General features: G+C 26.2%; 15 protein-coding genes. All 15 read right to left on the reverse strand.

The genetic code is table 11. The features are described 5' to 3' along the window. Nucleotides 1-13: 13 nt before the first annotated feature. The 15 genes from OC535_RS06950 to OC535_RS07020 all read right to left on the reverse strand — a co-directional run bounded on the left by OC535_RS06950 (nucleotide 14) and on the right by OC535_RS07020 (nucleotide 21,263). Nucleotides 14-1,510 carry an LTA synthase family protein gene (locus tag OC535_RS06950; protein WP_498823474.1) on the reverse strand — a complete coding sequence of 499 codons (1,497 nt, stop codon included), beginning with the start codon at nucleotides 1,508-1,510 and terminating at the stop codon, nucleotides 14-16. Between the two features lie 88 nt (nucleotides 1,511-1,598). Further along, nucleotides 1,599-3,230 (reverse strand): DUF2142 domain-containing protein, encoded by a 1,632-nt coding sequence (locus OC535_RS06955; RefSeq protein ID WP_498823475.1) that lies wholly within the window; start codon nucleotides 3,228-3,230, stop codon nucleotides 1,599-1,601. Nucleotides 3,231-3,283: 53 nt separating this feature from the next. Continuing rightward, entirely contained in the window at nucleotides 3,284-4,126 is an 843-nt protein-coding gene (gene rfbD / locus OC535_RS06960; protein ID WP_024721976.1) for a dTDP-4-dehydrorhamnose reductase, read from the reverse strand. A 65-nt stretch (nucleotides 4,127-4,191) separates the two neighbouring features. Continuing rightward, complete coding sequence (locus OC535_RS06965) at nucleotides 4,192-4,974, reverse strand: glycosyltransferase (protein ID WP_034595668.1); 783 nt, start codon at nucleotides 4,972-4,974, stop codon at nucleotides 4,192-4,194. Between the two features lie 16 nt (nucleotides 4,975-4,990). Beyond that, entirely contained in the window at nucleotides 4,991-5,971 is a 981-nt protein-coding gene (locus OC535_RS06970; protein ID WP_024721975.1) for a glycosyltransferase family 2 protein, read from the reverse strand. An 82-nt stretch (nucleotides 5,972-6,053) separates the two neighbouring features. Then, a complete protein-coding gene (locus OC535_RS06975) occupies nucleotides 6,054-7,277 on the reverse strand; it encodes a lipopolysaccharide biosynthesis protein (RefSeq protein WP_227053217.1) in 1,224 nt (407 codons plus the stop codon). Further along, the gene (locus OC535_RS06980; RefSeq protein WP_024721974.1) at nucleotides 7,267-7,614 is read right to left on the reverse strand and encodes a DUF2304 domain-containing protein; all 348 of its coding nucleotides are present in this window, start codon (nucleotides 7,612-7,614) and stop codon (nucleotides 7,267-7,269) included. Before OC535_RS06980 ends, OC535_RS06975 begins: the two co-directional genes overlap by 11 nt. Next, nucleotides 7,604-8,332, reverse strand: a complete 729-nt coding sequence (locus OC535_RS06985) for a glycosyltransferase family 2 protein (RefSeq protein WP_024721973.1) — start codon at nucleotides 8,330-8,332, stop codon at nucleotides 7,604-7,606. The genes OC535_RS06980 and OC535_RS06985 overlap by 11 nt, the downstream gene beginning before the upstream one ends. Nucleotides 8,333-8,844: 512 nt before the next feature. Continuing rightward, on the reverse strand, nucleotides 8,845-10,794 hold the full coding sequence (locus tag OC535_RS06990) for a DUF2142 domain-containing protein (protein ID WP_227053218.1): 1,950 nt from the start codon (nucleotides 10,792-10,794) through the stop codon (nucleotides 8,845-8,847). Nucleotides 10,795-10,912: 118 nt separating this feature from the next. After that, entirely contained in the window at nucleotides 10,913-11,794 is an 882-nt protein-coding gene (locus tag OC535_RS06995; protein WP_024721969.1) for a glycosyltransferase, read from the reverse strand. Between the two features lie 11 nt (nucleotides 11,795-11,805). Continuing rightward, on the reverse strand, nucleotides 11,806-14,004 hold the full coding sequence (locus OC535_RS07000) for a glycosyltransferase (protein WP_024721968.1): 2,199 nt from the start codon (nucleotides 14,002-14,004) through the stop codon (nucleotides 11,806-11,808). 17 nt (nucleotides 14,005-14,021) lie between these two features. Continuing rightward, nucleotides 14,022-14,795 carry an ABC transporter permease gene (locus OC535_RS07005; RefSeq protein ID WP_227053220.1) on the reverse strand — a complete coding sequence of 258 codons (774 nt, stop codon included), beginning with the start codon at nucleotides 14,793-14,795 and terminating at the stop codon, nucleotides 14,022-14,024. A gap of 14 nt (nucleotides 14,796-14,809) precedes the next feature. Then, nucleotides 14,810-15,940, reverse strand: coding sequence for an ABC transporter ATP-binding protein (locus OC535_RS07010; RefSeq protein ID WP_024721967.1), 1,131 nt, complete (start codon nucleotides 15,938-15,940; stop codon nucleotides 14,810-14,812). A 1,248-nt stretch (nucleotides 15,941-17,188) separates the two neighbouring features. Beyond that, nucleotides 17,189-19,879: a glycosyltransferase gene (locus OC535_RS07015; RefSeq protein WP_498823476.1), complete on the reverse strand. Its 2,691-nt coding sequence runs from the start codon at nucleotides 19,877-19,879 to the stop codon at nucleotides 17,189-17,191. Nucleotides 19,880-19,898: 19 nt separating this feature from the next. After that, complete coding sequence (locus OC535_RS07020; protein WP_024721964.1) at nucleotides 19,899-21,263, reverse strand: exopolysaccharide biosynthesis polyprenyl glycosylphosphotransferase; 1,365 nt, start codon at nucleotides 21,261-21,263, stop codon at nucleotides 19,899-19,901. Nucleotides 21,264-21,285: the final 22 nt, after the last annotated feature.

Raw genomic sequence — 21,285 nt, forward strand, 5'->3', positions numbered from 1 at the left:
TATCTTCACCACCTTAATTTTCCATACGTACAATTGTAGTATTATAAAAATCTGATGTTTTTTGAACTTCCTTGTTTAATGCCTCAAAACCTATCTCTTCCATCAGTGTCTGTTTGTCAGAAAATAAGTTTGTTCCTAATCCTAAGCGATCACCATCAATTTTTGCTCCCATTGCAGCTAAAATCGTTGGATACATATCCATGGTACTAAATTTTCTATTTTTATTATTCTTAGCTTCTACAACACTATTAATAATGCAGTTATACGGTGTTCTTATATAATTTTTATCAACATTTGTAAAAAATTTCTCAGACATACTGTTATGATCTCCAGTAATAACAATCGTTGTATTTTCATACCATGACTGTGTTTTACACCAGTTAATAAAATCATTTACTTGTTTAGATTGACATTCAATAACATTTGCATATTGATTATCATACTTATTATCGCATAAATCACATAAATATCCATCTGGCGTATGGGTATCGATAGTTGTAATTTCTACGTTAAATGGCTTATCACCACTAGCCAATTCCGTAATATCTTCTTTAGCAAATTCAAATAATTTGGCATCTTCAATTCCCCAAAAAACAAAATAATCATCAGGTATTTTACCATTTTCTTTAAAATAATCATAATCAACAATTTTATAATTTCCATGTTGTTTATAAAAATTAGATGTACCACCAAAATCAGCATCAGAACCACAAATAAATTCATTAACATACCCATTTTCTTCAAGGACTTCGCCAATTGCATAACCCCCTGATAAAAACTTGCTATCCTGATCATATTTTTTATCCTTAAAAGATAGCGTTAAAGGAACTCCCATATTCATCGACACTTGTGCGGCAATCGTCCATTGGGTTCCATCAACTGTTAGACTACCACCAATATTATCATTATTAGAAAAATTTGTATTTTCTTTGGCAAGATTACTCAATTCGGGTATATAGTTTATTTCTTCGGCTCCACCTTGATCAAGATTAGCATAAGTATTTTCAACAGATTCTAAGTATAAATGAATAAGGTTTCTTTTTCCTTTAGTGAAAGTAATATCCGTTTCACCTGGATCAATATAATAAGCTTCATATATATCAGTTTTTTGAAAAGCATTAACAATATAACCGTATATATCATAATTATGAATTGTAAAAATTAAAGAGCTAATTAAACATATTATTCCCCATTTAATAAAATATTTTCTTATAAAACGATATACTCTATGTCCATATTTTTTTATTACTCGATGAAAATTAAACATAATAATATTTTGTAATGTCACTATCATAATACTAATTGGCACACTAAAAATAAACCAGTCTAAAAATATGCCATTATCTGTTCCTTCCATTGGTACTTTTAAATGAAATATAATTTGATTAAGGGTTTTTACTGAGAAAGTTCTATTTCCCCAAATAATTGAAGTAACAATCAATGAACTTATAAATACTAATAAAGAACCTAGTATTGTTTTTTTATTTATTTTTTTTAATTTATTTTTCATTGCTATTCCTCTTTAAATTTATTTCTTTAATATTCTATCATATTAACAACAATTAATAAATAAAAGAAAAAAGTGAAACTATGTTTCACTATAGTACTAATGGAATCAAATTAATAACTGTTATTGCGGACATTATTGGAATGATTACTAATAAAAAACTTATTAATTTTTGATTTAAATACAACTTACTATTTTGTAGTGGAATCAACAACAGAAAGATGATTGGAATATAATATCGTCCTTGTACACCTTCAATCACTGCATAGCCACTAGGTGTCCATGCTAGAGCCATTGCCAGCATAACCACTAAGATTACACCTAATGAAATTAAAAAATATAATAGCTTATGCTCATGAGTAAAAACATCACGATCTGACTTTTCAACAAAAGCACTAACAATTAAGATACCAATCCAGCTATTGATTACCCATGTAGGGATTGGAATCATCAACCATCCCATTAATGAACCAACTGCTGTATTAATATAATAACTTCCTTTTTGCACAAATGTATTTAAAAATAACTGAATTGTACCTGGTATATTGCTTAACATTCCTGATAAGGTATACGAAGGTACCCCTGCCCAAGGAACTACACTTTCTCCTGATACTGTCCCGATCGAACTTGTTTGATCATTGCTTAAAAAGGAGCGATAATTTAAAAGAATGATACAAATTATTACTATTAAAAAAATAATAATTTTAGTTTTTTTAGCATATGGTTCCCCATTGGGATTAAAATATTTAGCAAGTATAGGAATTACTAAAATAAATGCATATGCAGAACCTTTATTTGCAAGCAAAAGTATCCCTGATAAACCATATACTATCACATCTTTTAATTCTACTTCACTAGATTGATAAACAAAAAACATTCCATAAGCAATGCAAAAAAATGATGCTGAATTAATGATTGTATCATAAGATAATGAAAACATCTGATGGCTTGCCATTGGCAGCATCGTAATTGCAAATAATAGTACTTTTCCAAAAGGAATTTTTTTAAGAGCTAAATAAGTAAGAGCTAAATAAAAAATAAAATTGCATAATCTAGCTACATATACAGTAGTAACAGCCCCTAAATGAAGTACTCTTGATACTGTTGTTCCTAAAACAGCTGGAAAATAGCCAAATAATTGTCCTAATCCTGGGGATTCAACATCTATATTTGAATAATTATTATCTTTGCTAATACTAAAAATATTATTATATATATAATTATAATAATCATTATTACCAACTGTTATTTGCTGATTATATAATTCAAGTTCACTATTTTTCATAGTTATTTTATTATTTTCTTCTTTTCCAATTATTTGACTTGATAAAGAAAACGTGTTTTGCATATGCACCCATTCATCAGGTACAATTCCTGGAGGAATTAATAAAGTATAAATCAAGCCTAAAGGAATTGCACAAGTTATAAATACTTTTTCTAATTTATATTTACCTTCTAGTATTTTATTAATACCTAAAAAAAGAAATACACAAATATATATCGAAACGATTGTATAGATAATTGTAAAACTAAATGGTTTATCTATTGGGCGGTATTTACTAAACAGATATACCATCATTATAATTACAATCATAATAGCTATAACTTTATGATAATTTTTATGCTCATTTTCTTTATCTTCAACCACATAATCTTCACTTAAGTTATCGTCTAACTCATTTTCTTCAAAATATATATTATTTTCTGTTTTTGCGTGTCTCATTAAACCAACTCCTAAAAATGCTAGTATTTTTTATAATACTAGCATTTCTACTATTAATAATCAATTTCTTTTAAATATCTATTTAAAGCATCTTGCCAGGTAGGTAAACGATCAAATCCGTTTTTATCTAGCATATCTTTAGACATTCTACTATTGTTTGGTCTTTTTGCTTTAGCAGGAAACGCATCAGAATCAACAGGAGTTACCTCAACACTCATCCCCGCTTGTTTAAAAATTTCACATGCAAATTCATACCATGAACATAATCCTTCATTTGTTGCATGATAGATTCCGTATTTATCTGTTTGAATCATATCAACAACTAATTTTGATAAATCATATGTATAAGTTGGTGATCCTATTTGGTCATTTACAACGCTAACAGCACCACGTTCTTTACCTAAACGAAGCATTGTTTTAATAAAATTATTACCATTAACCCCAAACACCCAAGCAATTCTGACAATGAAAAATTTATCTAATGCTTCTACTGCTAATTCTCCTTCATATTTAGTTTGACCATAAACATTTAATGGATGTCTTTTATCATACTCGTTCCATGGTGTTTCACCTTGACCATCAAATACATAATCAGTTGAAAAATACATCATTGGAATATCTAATTCTTTACATACATTAGCAATATTTTTAGTTCCTTCTACGTTTACTTTTGTACAAGCTTCTACTTCATCTTCAGCTTTATCTACAGCTGTCCATGCTGCACAGTGTACAACTGCGTCATAATTTCCTTCTTTTATTACTTCTTCAACTTTTTTGGCGTCAGTGATATCCATTTCTTCAACATCTACACCTACTGCTTCAATATTTCTTTTTTTACATTCATTGACAATATCATGTCCTAATTGTCCCTTAACACCAGTTACTAATAATTTCATTTGATTTCTCCTTACAATAATAATTTTTAAATTTTAAAATCTATCTATGTTTACTATTAATATTTCTACCATATTAATGGCTTAATGCTTTTTTGATAATAACACATTCCTAGTTTTCGTCTAATAATAATATAATAATAATACATCAAATGACCTCGATAAAAATACTTTAAATCACGTTTTAATATTTTAAAACGTATTTTTGCTTTTTTACTAGAATCACTTACTAATGAAAAATCTTGAATTAAAATATTATCTTTCATAATTACAAATTTCTTATTTCTATTTTTCATCGTTCTCATAAAATCATGATCAACAAAATCTAAAAACATATTTTCATCATATTGATAATCCCTAAAAATTTCACTTTTAATTATCATTCCACTATTAATAGCCGACATATTTTCATTATTAAGCATATCAATATTTTTTGCACGATGACAATATAAATTCTTCATAATTGACGGTGACAACAACCCCAATTGATCTTCCACCACAGGTAAATATATATCACCAGGTTTATTATTAATATATTTTAATGCTTTTTCAAAATATTGCTTCCTAACAGTTGTATCATCATCAAATATACATATTAATTTTGAGTTTTTACCAATCTGTTGTAATCCTTGGTTATAGGCTTTAGGTAACCCTTTATTCCCACCCATACTTATATACTGATAATTATAATCTTTTACAATATCTTCATTATTAAAATTTTTTGTACTATTATCAACAACAATTACATTAATATCTTTTATCTTTCTTAAATCTTGAATAGTTTTTGAATCATGATAATTCTTATTATATATTACCAAAATTACATAAAAATCTTCTATTTTATAGCTCATATATTATACTCCCTAACTATATTGTACAATAAATTCTTAAAAATAAATTAATCACTTTAAAATCAATCATCCTTACAAAAAGCCATACGATCAACTGATAATTAATACTTTCTCCTTTTATTTTAATAATTCCTAAATATTTGTTCTTATTAAAATTTGGAAATCTTTCTTTTAACCAAATTATATTTTCATTCAATGTATTTCTTACCAATTCATAAGGAGTATGTCTTGTAGCATATAACATATACCATACATTTAACTTAATAAAATAATATTCTATTAAATCATCAATAACAATATTGTTATCTATTAGTTTACAATATATTGAATTTAATAAATAATCAAACTGTAAACCATTTGATAAACTTTTATGTGCTGTATTAGACACACTTGCTTCATTATAAAACCAGTTATATCCTACATAATTAATAATTTTTATTTTTTTAGTAAGGGTAACCGCCTGAATCGTAAAATTTATATCTTCTCCAATATTAGAGTCTAAAAATTTTATCGCATTATCTTTGATATATGATGTTCTATAAATTTTTGCCCAAGCAGCAACAATTTTAAACTTTGAATATTCGCAATCTTCTAATATAACCTGATCGACGATCTTGTTATTACTATTAGGTCTTTTATATCCTCCAATTACAACATCTAAATCACCTTTTTCAATCTCAGAAACAAAAGTACCTATGTAGTTACTATCAAAATAATCATCATTATCAACAAATAACAAGTATTTTCCTGTTGCTAAATCGATCCCTTTATTTCTGGTTTTAGAAACTCCCATATTTTCTTGCTTAATGGTTTTCATTTTATCAGAAAATTTATTTTGATAATCTGTTAATATTTCCCATGAATTATCTCTTGATCCATCATCGATTGCTATCAATTCAAAATTATTATAATTTTGCTCAAAAATACTATCTAAACATCTTTTAAGATATTCTTGTGCGTTATAAACTGGTAAAACTATTGATACTTTTTTTTCCATTATAACCTGCCATTCCTTTCCGACTGTATTCAAAAGATATATTAAAATCAATAAATCACAAGACTATTTAAATACTATAAATTTATTCTGTTATTAATTTTTTATATTCATATTTAAAATAAATAGTATATAACAATCCATGCCACATCATCGTTCCAAAATATGCATATGTCGCACCATGAATACCAAATTTTGTTATAAATAAATTTGATAGTATCCATCCTATAATAGCACTACTAATATAAATTACAAGTTGTAAATTATTTTTTCTCATTGTAATTAAACCGGTAGAAAATACATTAGCTAAAGCATATAAAATTGCCCCCATAATGATTATTAATAAATCGTATTTATAAGCAGATAAATCTATTGCATATACTAAACTTAATACTGGTATTCCCAATAAATAAGCAGCCACCTCTATTACAATTCCAAATAATATGATAAGTTTAACAATTTTATATACTAAAGATTTAAATTTTGAATAATCTTTACCATTATATGCCTCTACTAATTCCGTCAATATTGGTCCCATAATATATTGACCACATAAACTTATTACTGTAGCAGGCATGACAATTATATTAAATATTGTCTGAAAGGAATCATCCATTATTCCATCAATTGTATACTTAGGTACATTAACGATATAAATTGCTAAAAAAGAAAATGCAAATACAGTAAAACCAGCTTTAAATAAATTGATAACTCTTTTAAATTTCACTTCTTGACGCTGAGTTATCTTTTTTACTACTGGAAAATCAAATAAAATAATCACTAATAAATTAACTATAATTAATCCATAACAAGAAAATATTAAATTTTTTGTTGTTAAATCTATCAAAAGAAAGAGAATGATTGATATTATTGACTTAAAAAACTGTGACATGCCACATAGATATAAATTATTATTTTTTTGCATATAGCCATATAACGTATCACTAAAAGCCTCTAAACATTTGTACAAAGTTAACGTAATTATAACTATATTCTTTTCTATAGAATAATTCTTTATAAAAATATACCCAAAGCAGATCAGCATCATTATAGCGCATGTTATAATTTTATGTACTAAATACTCTGTATCATTCAATTCACCCTTCACATCAGAAACTTGATATGTTCTACCAGCATAAATTCCGACTACAAATAATAAACAAGCTAATGAAAAGGCAAAACTAAATATTCCACCATCATCTATTCCATTAATTCGATTAATTATAATTAAAAAGAAAAGTGAATTAAACGAATTAAATGTTAATCCTAATGTGTTCCAAATTACATTTTTTTTTAAATTATTTTTCATTATCATTTACCTTTTTCTTTAACATAGATATTTCTTGTATTAATAAATTAATTTTTGTCGTTTGTCCTGCTATTATAACAGTAAGTGCAATTATAATTAAAAATAGTACCACAAATAAAAAACCGGCAACAAGATTAGATATTGTTTGGAAGCCTAAAATTCCTGCTACAAATTCAAATAAAGAAGGAAATAAGGCTAATAAAACAATTGCAAATGAAGGAACATACCAAACTAAAGCAAATTTCATTGGAATTCTTCCTTTTTTCAAAATTATCGTTACTATAACTATTAAAAAAATACCAACTCCTAATAAGCCTCTTACTAGATTATCTGACATGTTTAAACCTCCTTATCCCAACTACTAAAATAGACAAAATCACATTGATCATAAAATATACAGTTTTCCAAGAGTTAATCGAAGAAACCCCACCCTCTCGTTCATTCATTGAAACTGCTACTTCTTTAATGATATAATTCTTTTTTAAAAGTTCAGTATTAGTAATCGGCTCTGGGTAATCGATTGGATATGATTTAGCAAAATCTTCAATAACCAAACGGCCAGAGGCTCTAAATCCCGAAGTAACATCATATACTTTTTTTCCTGTAACTAGTTTAATAAAAAAGGAAATAATTTTAATACCAATTTGCCTAGCAGTAGAAGATTTAAATTCACTAGTTGATTCATCAATAAATCTCGAACCTATAGTTAAATCAGCTTCTCCTTGTAAAATTGGTCTAATAATATTATCAACATAACTAACATCATGCTGTCCATCACCATCATATTGAATTGCCACATCATAATCATTCTCTAGAGCATACTTATAACCTGTTTGAACTGCGCCTCCAATACCTAGATTATGAACTAAAGGAATTACGGGAATATTGTTTTCTATACATATTTTCAAAGTGTTATCTGTTGAACAATCATTTATAACGATCACATCATAGCTAGTATTGTTATCCTTATTATATTTAATTATTTTATTATACGCTTTTAAAATATTCGCTTCTTCATTATACGCCGGTATTATAATCAATACTTTTTTTTCCATAATTTCTCCATTCTTTCTTACCTATTAGCTTTGCTTATTTATAATATTATTTAAATTTTCTATCTTCGAAGATTATAACATATAGAATTGCATAAATAAAGTTTCATAAATTATACTGATTAAAAATATTCAATATCTTATTTAACATAATTTTATGATGAAATATTAAGAATAAAATTTTTAATATATATTAAATTGATACTTTTTAGTATTAACAATATTATTTATATATCTGTATCATAAAAATGTGCAATTTAAAAATCAAAAAATAATTTATCAAAATTTCTGATTTTTATTAAAATTAATTTTATATAAACCACTTTACTTATTACAATCAAAAAATTTAATATTCTTTCATAATTAAACCCAAAAGGTTAAATCAAGATTTCTCTTAAAATAAATTTATTTAATATATCATTTTCTTTTTTATAACATATATTTATCTTATCAAAGAAGCGCCATAAAGTATAGCGCTTCAAATCACGATTAAATTTTTAAATATTATTTTTATTTTAGACAATAATTAATGCCCCTAAAATATTAATAACTGTAATTGTTTGAAGGATAATTATAAACATTATAAAATATCTGTTCAAATTATTTTTGATAATAATTTTCTTGTTTCTAATAAATATTACTAAAAACACTATCACTGGTAAAAAATATCTTCCTTGTACTCCTTCAATTGTTGGCCAACCAACAGGAGTAAACGCAAACGCCATTGCTAACATTGAAGCTCCACATACTGCAAAAAAAGTTAATAAATATATTATCTTATGCAATATTGATATATCAGCTGTATCGTTCTTATTTTTAAATCCAGAAGTAAATAATGCAACTAACCAGATTATAAATATATTTCTAGATAGTATTAAATTTAATGACCCAAGATATTGTCCTAAAGTTGTAAAAACATAATGATCAAATTTTTTCACTACAGTTCTTACAAAAAGCATAACTGTTTCTTTAATGTGTGATATAAAATATGTAAAACTATAGCCTTCTTGATTCGCCCATGTAACAACATTTGCTTTTGATACCGATCTAGCAGCAAGATTATTATTTGTTAATAAAGGTAATCCTACCATTGTTATAATCCATGGACAGATTAATGTTATTTTAGTTAATATTCTTTCTTTGGTATCAGAAATTCTTGTTTTATTTATTAATATTGGAATTAAATTCAATAAAAAGTAAATACCACTTTTTTGTGTCACTAATACACATGAGGCAATAATGTAAATTAACATATCAACTTTTTTTATTTTATTTTTTCCATAAACAAAATAAAAGCCATATCCTATTACTAACCAAGCACTTGATAAAATAATCGTATCATAAGATAACGATGAACATTGATGAATAACCATTGGTAAAAGCCCGATCGTAAAAATTGTGGTTTTAAATATTGGTATTTTTTTAATAGCATAATACGAAGCTACAGCATATATAATAAGATTTCCAAATCTTGCGATATATATTGTAAGTATACCATCTATTGATAAAATTCTACATAATGTTACTAATAAAATTCCTGGCAAATACGATATAACATTAAAATCCACCGACAGATTAATTCCTGTATTTACATAGTTATTATCATTATCGTATAAATTAATCATCTTTCTATAACTATTTAAAGTTTTAATCGATGGTTGTGTATCTCCAATAAAATTTTCACTCTCCCTAATAACAATATCTTCTCTTGAACCTTTGGACATTAATACCGAAGAAAAACCTAATGTATTTCTTATATGTGTTGTATCATCAGGTATATTCCCTGGTGTAAACAAAATCATATAACATATTCCGCATAATAAAACTGTAACAATAAAAATTTTTTCTAATGATTCTTTTTTTATAAAAATAAAATAAAAACTTATTATTAATATTAAATCCACTAAAATAAAAATAATTATTGATAGCGGAGTAACAAAATCAGGCATTGTACTATATATTTTATATGCCAAGTGTGCCTCTACATCTGTATCTTCACTATCACAAACTCTAGTCTGAACACCTTCACTATTATTAATTTCTTCTAATTTTATAACTATATCTTCGCTACTTTTTTTATTAGTAATTTCAACTTTTATTTCCTGGGATGCAGTGTTTGGTAATACTATTTCTTCTAATGAATTTAAAATTTCACCATCTATATTTTCAACTATAGCCCTTATTTTACCTTCTGTTTGTGAGTTAAGGTTTTGAACTGTCAAAACTACCGATGACAATTTTGAATCACTACTTTTAAAACTATATTTATTATCAATTATTTGTCCTTCTTGCAAAGGAACCCATCTATCTTTTAATATATTATTTTTATCAAACAACACATCTCTGTTCATTTTAGGATTTATATATACAAATCCTATTACAATTGAAAGTACAATTATAATAGTTGACACCAACAAAAAAACATTTTTTTTATTACAACATACCTTCCCTTTCAATTTATCCATCATTTCTACTCCTCAGATTTGCTATACATTATTTATTGGTAATTATTTTAAACATCATTATAGTAATACTTTTTCATTTCATCATCTACTATTTTATGCTATTAATACAAAGCTAATATTATTTAGAATCTTTCTTATAAATCTTATTTTTTTCTAATCTATCTATTCTCCCAACAAGTCCTGCCTTATAATCTCTATACCCCTTATACATATATGACAATTTTCGAAATTTATCTTTTTCAAAAAATAATACTTTTAATGCTTCTTTTCTAGTACATTTTTTTTCAAGTTCACAATATTCGGGAAAATCATTCACATATTTATCATAAAAATAGTGACGATTGCGAACGATATAATATCTTCTTATATAATTATGGTTATCAAGATAAAATATTTTCTTTCCTATATTTCTTTTTACAGTATCACCAAGTTCGTGCTGTAATACAGCTTTATTTACCTGAACGATCTCATACCCTTTCTTTCTTAATGCTAAACAAAAATAAAAATCAACACAATCAATAAAATACCATTCTGGATAGCCCTCAACTTCCTGATAAGCTTTTAAATTAACTAAATTTCCAGATGTCATAACTAAAATTGGATGATCTATCCCTTCTAAATGAATACCCTCAGTTCTTTTAGTTAGATGGAACGGTGAAACGATACCTATTTTTTTATCATTTCCTTCAACTGATTTTATATATTCTTTCATTTCATGTAATGAATTTTTTTTAAAATAACTATCTTGATCCATCGTTAAAAGCCAAGAACAGCCATCTTCTATTGCTCTTTTTGCACCAATATTTAAAGCTGCTGAAATTCCTAAATTATCCATATTGGGAATATATTCAATTTTTTCTATTCCTTCAAACATTTTTGAATTATCTTCATTAGAATTATCTACAACATATAATTTTTTTAATTCTGGTAAATAAGTTCTAATATTAAATAATATTTCTTCTTTATTGGGATTATATGCAACTACTACTCCTGAATACATTTAACATACCTCTATTTAATAAGCTTTCTTGAAATTTTTTTCAATGCCTCTGGCAATTGAATTCTAGATACTAATTTCCATCTTCTTGAATTTAATATTTCATCTAACTGTGGGTTATAACTAGCTTGTTTTTCACTCTTGCAAAATAAAATTAAATCACGTAACGCTTGACTATTGAATGACTCATTTGATTTATATGTATAATGTTTCATATACTCTTTATTCATTTCAACAACTTCTTTTACTTGATATTTATTTAAATTATTAATTTTAGTCTGATACTCTTCTTTATTATTTTTAATATGAATAACCTGTTCTAAAATCTGCTCATTAGAAGCACTCATGTTTATTGTCCAGCCAAAACCATATTTATTTATTCTCTCTCCTACAGCACCAATATCTAATGCAAAAACTGGAACACCACCAGAAATTGTTTCTGTTAAAGTATATGAATATGTTTCTGGCCAAATCGACAAATTACATACCATGTGAATATTATTCTTCTTTAGTAGTTTTTGTAATTCTGTCCTATTATAGCGACCATGATAAGTATAATTATCAGTATTTCTTTCTAAAGAATCAAACTCTGAAGTTCCAAATAAATGATACTTAATAGTTTTATCTTTTGTATTTTTTACTAAATATTCAATTACTTTAGCACCTTTATGCTTAGCCATAACTCCAACAAAAGCAATATTAAATTCATTTTCCTCGATCTTTAAATTACTTTTTTGTTTATCTGCACGAATTCCATGTTCTATTACTGTACAATCTAAATCATTATATACATTCTCTACTATCATCTTTGTAGACTCTGAAGGTGTAATAATCAAATTAAATCCTTTTAAAAATTCATACCATCTTTTTTGCCAAATTGGTATTATATCATTTGCCAAGCGCATTTTATTATACAAACACTCTTTACAATTCTTCTCCTTTTGATCAAGTGATAAACAATATTTTTCCATATTATATAACATGTTAATTGAAGGACATAAGCAATAAAAATCATGTAATGTAATAATCGTCTTTATATTGTTTTCTTTAGCTACATCTAAAATATCAAAATAGTGCCCTATCATATGATGTATATGTAAAACATCAATTTGTAACCCTTTTATTATTTTTTCTGCTAATTTATAATAATCTTTATTAAAATAGCTATACTGGCTATACGCACTTACACCATCAAAAACAAGTTCCTGTTCATCATCTTCAAAAAATGAATGAACTTTATAAATTCCATTACTAGGAAAAAGAACATGAAAGTTATACTTTGATCTTAATTCTGTAATAATATCCATACAATGAATAGTCGTTCCACCAAGATTATTTCTCGGATTTTCAAAATCATGAATTAAAAATAAAATATTTTGTCGTTGTCGCAATTGAATGTTATATAAAATATTAGTACATATATTATTTAGCGGAAACTGACGGCACCATAAATCTATTTTTTGAGAATATGCTGGATAACGATCATGCAAAACTTCCAAATTATGCTTTAATAACTGTGTTTTATCATCTAAAAAAGATTGACTCTCTTTATGCAAAACAATAACCTCATCACATGCAACATTTCGATACCCATAATCAAGACATCTAAATGAAAAATCATTTTCTTCTCCATACCCGCGACCAAATTTTTCTTCATCAAAATATCCAACTAAATTTAAAACCTCTCTTTTAATAAACATACAAAAACCATGTGTTGTTGGTAAATCAGGATATTCTAAATATGATGCTTCAGCTACGATATTTGCATATTCTTCAAATGTATAATTTTTAGGAATATCATTTGGCTGTAAGCCTACTGGTACAGATACTAGCGTAGCATTATTCGATAATGCTGTTACTGTTGCAATTGTTTTATCTGAATATGCACATTTCTGAATACGCTCCAACCATAAACTAGGTACTTCTGTATCACTATTTAATAGTAATACATCATTTTGAGAATACTTCATTCCTCTATTAACAGTACCAACAAATCCTAAATTCTTTTCATTATACAACACATCTATATTAATATCATTATACTTATTTTCTATTTCTCTTAAATATTCTCTTACTCTTTCATCAGGACTTTTATCATCGATAAGAATAAGTCCATTATTATTTAAATCAGTATTTCTAATAATACTATCGATACATTCCTTTAAACAGTCTAATGCATTATATATTGGAATAATTATGTCACAACGCTTCATTTATATTCTCCTTATTTTTATACTTGTTCTGCGAAACCTCGTTCTAATTTTTTAAAGATTTTATACCCAATCACACATACTAGTATAGATATAATGATTAATACTAAAATTGATTTTACCCCTGGTAATATATGATACATAAATGTATTTCTATACGCTGTTAGAATATGCGTTAGAGGATTTAGGTTTAATAAAAATGCAAATTTTGCTGGTAATTGACTAGATGTATAAAGAATAGGTGTAGCATAAAAAATCATATTTAAAATAAAAGTTACAATATATTCTGTATCTTGAATATAGATATTAATTGCACTCAATATAAAAACCAACCCTAATGTAAATAAAAATTGAATTACTGCTATCAGCGGAACTAGTACTATATGCCAAGAAATTCCTACACCGCCAAAAATACAGAATACAATAATTATTAAACATGAAATAAAAAAATTCACAAGACCACTCAATACAACAGAAATAGGCAATATTTCTCTAGGAAAATAAACTTTTTTTATAATCCCTGCATTAGCTTTTATTGTTGTCATTCCTTGTACCATCGTTGTTAAAAAGAAATTCCAAGGTATAATACCTGTAACAACAAAAATCAAATAATTATCCATATCATTTTTCATAATTATTGAAAAAACGATCGTATATACAATTGTTTGTAATAAAGGATTTATAAATGACCATAGCACCCCTAAAAAAGATCCTTTATATTTTCCACGTATTTCTTTTTTTACATTTGATTTCAATAATTCGCGATAATTATATAAATCTTTAAATAATTTCATATCATACTCTCCTATTATCCCTTAGAAAATTTTATTTCTTTTTCAAGAACATCAATTCCATCCGAATCTGTTAAAATCACTTTTATTACATGTTCTCCAATAGAAATACTATTACAATCAATATCTATAGCCCATCCTATTTTATCTTTATTTAAATCTATAAATTCACTTTTGTAAGCCTCATACACATCATTTCTTGGTTTTCTAAAAATACCTTTTTGCTCAACTTTATCAATAAACAATTTTAATTTTGTATTAGGATGCTCACTTATTTCCCATCCCTCTACTCTGATTTGATTAGTAGTAGAATCTATTTTTTCAAATGATTTTGGTTTTTCAATAAACATAACAGCTTTAGTTTGAATATCTAAATCGGCTTTATTAATTTCACCCTTTTTATAAGCCTCTCTTTGTTGTTTTAAATACTCGTTGATTACATAGGTAGGATCACCATCTAACCTAAATTCTCCTTTATATAACCAAATTGCTCTTGTACATAATTCTTTAACAGTATCTAAGCTATGTGAAACAATAACAATTGTTTTTTCTGTATCACGAAGTTCTTTTAATTTCTCAAAACATTTTTCTTGAAAATGTTGATCTCCAACCGCAAGTATTTCATCAATTAGTAAAATTTCTGCATCAACATTAATTGCAATTGAAAAAGCTAACCTCATATACATTCCAGATGAATATGTTCTAACTGGATTATCTATAAAATCTGCTAATTCTGAAAATTCAATAATATCATCTATCCTTCTTTCTATCTCTTTTCTACTCAAACCAAAAATAGATGCATTAAAATATATATTTTCTCGTCCTGTAAAATCAGGATGAAATCCTGCTCCCAATTCAAGCAATGAGGTTAATTTCCCATTTGTTTTTAGAGTTCCTTGCTCAGGATAAAGAATTTGTGTCATTAATTTTAATAATGTTGACTTCCCGCTTCCATTAGTACCAATTAACGCAACAGTTTCTCCTTTTTTTATATCTATATTTATATTTTTTAATACTTGATGGTATTCAATTTCTTTTTTTCTAAATATATTGATTAAATTTTCTTTTAAAGTAAATGGTTTATCATACTGAACTTTAAAACGTTTATATAAATTTCTTACTTCAATAGCATTATCTTTATTTTCCATTTTAACACCTCTCAAGTACTATATCATAAATATATTATTTTTGATATAATTATCTTCTTAATATCAACACTATTTTTTTATCGCAAGTTGTAAAATGAAACTGGAATTAAGACAAAGTAAAGCTTGGCTAGTCAATATTTACTTTTGTTTTTACCCCTTATCTTCTTTTAAATTTTTACATGAAAAACGTTCATAGAAATCGTATTATATCGTTACTACACTTTATAAAGGAGATCTCTATGAACATCTATATTATATCACAAAAATATGAAAATAAACATCTTCAATTTTTTCACTATAAATTTATCATCAATAGTCTTAATCAGTCAATGCCAAATATAAAGATCTTAAGGATAACACTGGCAAACTCAATTCATTAGACATTTGGCTAATTCTGTTGGTACTTCTATCTCTAATGTCTATTCGATATGCTACTATACTGTTAGAAATACTCATATTAATGAATATACTTTAGGCTGCCTTTGAAAAAAGATCTAAAAATCATAAAATTCCTAACATTCTGAACTTGTTAAAGATGGTATAAAATCAAACAGACTTTCTTCTGTCGATGAAACCATTAATTACTTTATCTTCATGAAAAGGGACAGAATTAAGAATATGGAAATTATTTCTACTCAGATTTTCTATAATTACATATACGAAGGAAGAGTATCGATAAAGCCTATCAATCTGTCTAAAATGCTGAGAAGAAAAACTAAAAAGAACCTATATTTCCAAAAGACAGAGGGAAACTTCCGTTACTGAAAAACCTTAGAGTGGTTGATACAAAAGATGCTAGAATGACACTTATTCGACCCTGATTGAAAGAAAAATAAGATTTTATTATAGTTCCAAATCTTCTAAAAAAGTTTATATGCAAATCTACAAAATTTATAAGTTCTATGGCAATGGTTTTTAGAAAATATTCAGATTCATTTCATTTGATAATGAAAGTGATTTGTCAGATGGAGGGATGTGGAGAAAAAGCTTGAATCAAAGAAAAACCATACAAAAGTTTATTTTTGAAGACATTATTATTCATGTGATAGAACATCAAATAAAAACCATAATGATTTTATAAGACATTTCAATTGATATCAATACAATAGCAAATAAAAGGAAGATACTTGAAATATCTTCCTGCTGAACAGCCATTCTTAAAAAAATTAGCTGAAATTTGTATAACTAAAAATACTATTTTCTATAGAGATTAGAGTTTTATATCTTATTTCCACTTCTACTTGCAATTCAGAATAATTTTTTGAATTGTTTTTTCCATGACTTAATATTTTCTTCCGGTAAAGAAATACTTGTCTCATGTTCACTATTTATCCATTGTTCTAAGATATTTTCAATATCATTTCTTTCAATTACTGGTAAATTTGTATCTTTAGATATCGCTCTTGCACGATTATCTATAGAAATAATCAAGCTCCTATTTAAATAATTTAAACTTCTAATTCCAGCATGCAATCTTGTCCCAATGTATTCCACATTGTCTTTTTTTAGTACTTTATCCAACTCAACTAAAGATGGTGGAATTATTTTAAACTCCCTTAAATCAACAATTGATTCCAAATATTCGTAATCATATTGTCCTTGTATCCATATATATACTTCAGCATAATTATTTTTTAATATTTCAAGCATTTTAACATCTTTATCAGGATCTTTCATGTAATCAGTCACTGTGGTAACTACTATGTCTGATTTTTTTGATGATATTTTCTTACAATGTTCAGGAGTCAATGCCCACATTGTTGGACAACTAGTATTTATAACGTTCTTTATACCAATATTCTCTAACGCTTTTTTTGTTTCATCATCACGCACAGAATGAATAATTTTAGGATTTAACATATATTTTAATAATTTTTTACTATATTCACTCATGTCATGTTCTAAATCTATACTTTGCATACCAACACCCAACAAACATATATTATTCATTACTTTAATATCACTTGGAAAAGCGAGCTGTCTCGAATCTTCCATTCTTTTATATATTAAATTTGTTCCGCATAAAATTTTTAAATCATCTTCTATATGTTCTGATTTTTTATCATAAATATGAGTTGGTATATGTAAGAAATTTGATTTTTTTAAAACATCTTCACAGATATTTTGACAATACGACATTATTATTTCATCACCAACATTATCAGACCCAATACCTGTATCTAATAAAACCACCTCTTTATTTAATGATAAACGTTTCCACTTTTTCTTTTTAATTGCGTTATCTAATTCAATGCATTTTTCATTATAACTCTTATTTGGTAACTGTAACTCGTAATAATGTTTTGTTTCGCATTTTTTCCATTTATAAAAATCATAATCAGGTTTTATTAATCCAGGGTGTGTTGTTAATTCAACTAAAAAATCTATATATTTATTAAATTCTAAATATTTTAGAAATTCATTCCTTCTTTCTTCATCATTAATACATAATTTATTTTCAATAATATTTTTTGATATTTCAGCCATCTCAAAAACATTAAAATTTTCTATTAAATATCCCCGATTATCTGCAAGCATTGTGTTAATTCCACCTGCATTTTTAAAACCAACAACAGGAATATTATAATTTAATGCTTCTAATACAACAGATGGAAAGGGATCTTCTCTAGAGGTAGACCAAAAAATATTTATATTAGATAAAAGACTCTTATATTTATCTTGATTCTCTATAAATGGGATAATATGCATACATTCTGTTAATCCAGCTCTTTCTATCTGATTGTACATCCACCCTTCAAGTTCCCAGTTATTACCAAAATTTCCTGTCCAAACAAAATGAATTTCTTTTGAACATATTTTTTTTAAAATAGATGCTGCTGAAATAAATAAATCAATTCCCTTTCTTAACTCACATGTTCCTGAATTCATAATAATATAATCATTTATAGTAAATCCATACTTACTAAAATCATTTTCTTGCATTTTTATATCACTTTCCAGATATACGCCTTGTGGTCTAATCAAACATTTTCCAACAATTTCAAGAAATAATTTTTTAAAATCATCAGCAACTATTTCGTCAGGAAATACAATATAATCTGAATATCTTGATACTTCTTTTCCATAATTATAAAAATTATATAATTCTATTGTAGTTTTCATTTCATGAATTAAAGATATAATTTTAAAATCATAATCTTTTAATACTCTTACATATTCCCCACCAACAACAGTATTAGTAATGACTTTTGAATAACCATCATTTCTTAACATCTCTAATATTGCTTGTACATATTCGATTCCTGTCAGATACTTTATTCCATTATAATTTAAACATTCATATATATTAGAATAATTATAATTATTATTATCTAAGTAAATTATAGGTATTTTAGCTTCCGCATATTTTTTTGTTAAAAAACTAACATTATGATGCCCTGCTAAAACAACAACCTCTTTACCTATATTCTTCATTTTTTTAGCAATATTATATGCTAATATAGGTGCCCCTGTACCGGTTAAGTTGTGAGTCAATATCACTATCTTATCATCTGTAGTATTTTCATTTATATTTTTCTTTAAACATGTTAGTATAGTATCTTGATTAGTTAAAGGTTCAATATTTATTGTATCAATTTTCATCTTTGCATTTAGGTCGTGTATGTCAAGTCTTATTTCATTAATTTCATTAAAAAAATGGATTTCATGAATACTATCTATCTTAGTATTTAACTTAAAATGCACTTTATTTTCTTCTTTGAATATTTCATTAAAATTTCTATAATATACTATTGCATCAAAAAAATCTTCAACTGCATCCATACCTCTAAAGTTTAATCTAATTCCTTTAATAGATTCATTTAATCTTATGTATATTTGAGGATCATTATTAGTAAATTCCCAAAAATCACCATTTTCTATAATATTTTCACTACTAATAAATTCGCCATTTTTCACTAAAACCTTTGTTTCTATCATATCTTAATTATTTCTCCTTTTACAACGATCCTTTTCCATATACTACACTTTTAACAGTTTTATACATAATTGTAAAATCTAACCAAATAGACCAATTATGATAATAATAATCGTCTAACTTACATCTATAACTAAATTCCACATCACTTCTACCATTAGCCTGCCACATTCCCGTAATACCTGGTTTAAGTTGAATAATTGAATCATAGTATTGCCCCATATCATCTTTTTCACGAGGAAGATATGGTCTAGGCCCTATAAAACTCATTTCACCTTTTAATACATTTATAAATTGTGGCCATTCATCTAAAGATGTTTTTCTTAAAAAATGCCCTACTTCAGTAATTCTAGGATCGTTTTTTAATTTCTTATTAGTCAAATACTCTTCTTTGATCTTTGGATCTTCTGCCATCATTTTTTCCAACGCATCTTCAGCATTTGGAACCATTGATCTAAATTTATATATTTTTATTAATTTACCATTTTTACCAATTCTCTCTTGTGAAAATATTATATTATCATTATCTCCACTTTTTATGTATTTATATTTAACAAACATTACCAGTGGTACCAACGTAGTAACACCAACTATTCCTACTATAATATCAATAAAGCGTTTAAACATTCGATCCAATAAAGACATTTTATCATTTGATGTGGCAATTAATAATTGCCCATCAAAATCTTGTACTTCTGATGAAAAAGTCATTGTTCCGTTTACATTTGGCAAGTATTTAACAGCTTCTACTTTACCGTAGATATCACTCATCACTTTATCCAATACTTGTTGATTTGCTTCTGGTAAAGCAATAATTATCTGCTCTATTTTTAAATTATTAATAGCTTCATCTATTTTACTATAGTCATAAACATGGCTATGCTTAATAATATTATCTTGTTTAAAGCCATATAATTCATTAGTTTTATTTACATCTACATATCCTTTAACATCTGTTAAAGCAAAACGATTATTATTAGAAATTTTACCCAATCTAGCTGCTTCATATCCTGTGCCAATAACTAATGTTCTCCGTGCAAATTGTTCTCTAAATGCTATTCTTAAAAATCTCGAAGCTAATAAACTAATCAAGAACATTGAAACAACCATTAAAGTTAAATGAATTCTTCTTTCGTATCCTGTTGATTTAGGTACAAGTACTAATAGTGCAATAAAAAAACAAAAACTTGATTTTACTAACTGTTTGATCTCATTCCATATCAAACAAGTATTTAAAGAATAGTGCCCATAAATAAATAAGAATAAAAAATATAATGTTCCTGAACCTAAAATCAAATCGTTGTCCATATTAAAATATAAACAGATAAAATAATACATCACTATTTCTATTGCAAATAACATAAATGGCATTATTTTTCTATTCATAATCTCACCTCGACATTCATAG

The organism is Clostridium sp. Marseille-Q5894 (assembly GCF_946902305.1).
Lineage (GTDB): Bacteria > Bacillota_I > Bacilli_A > Erysipelotrichales > Coprobacillaceae > Thomasclavelia.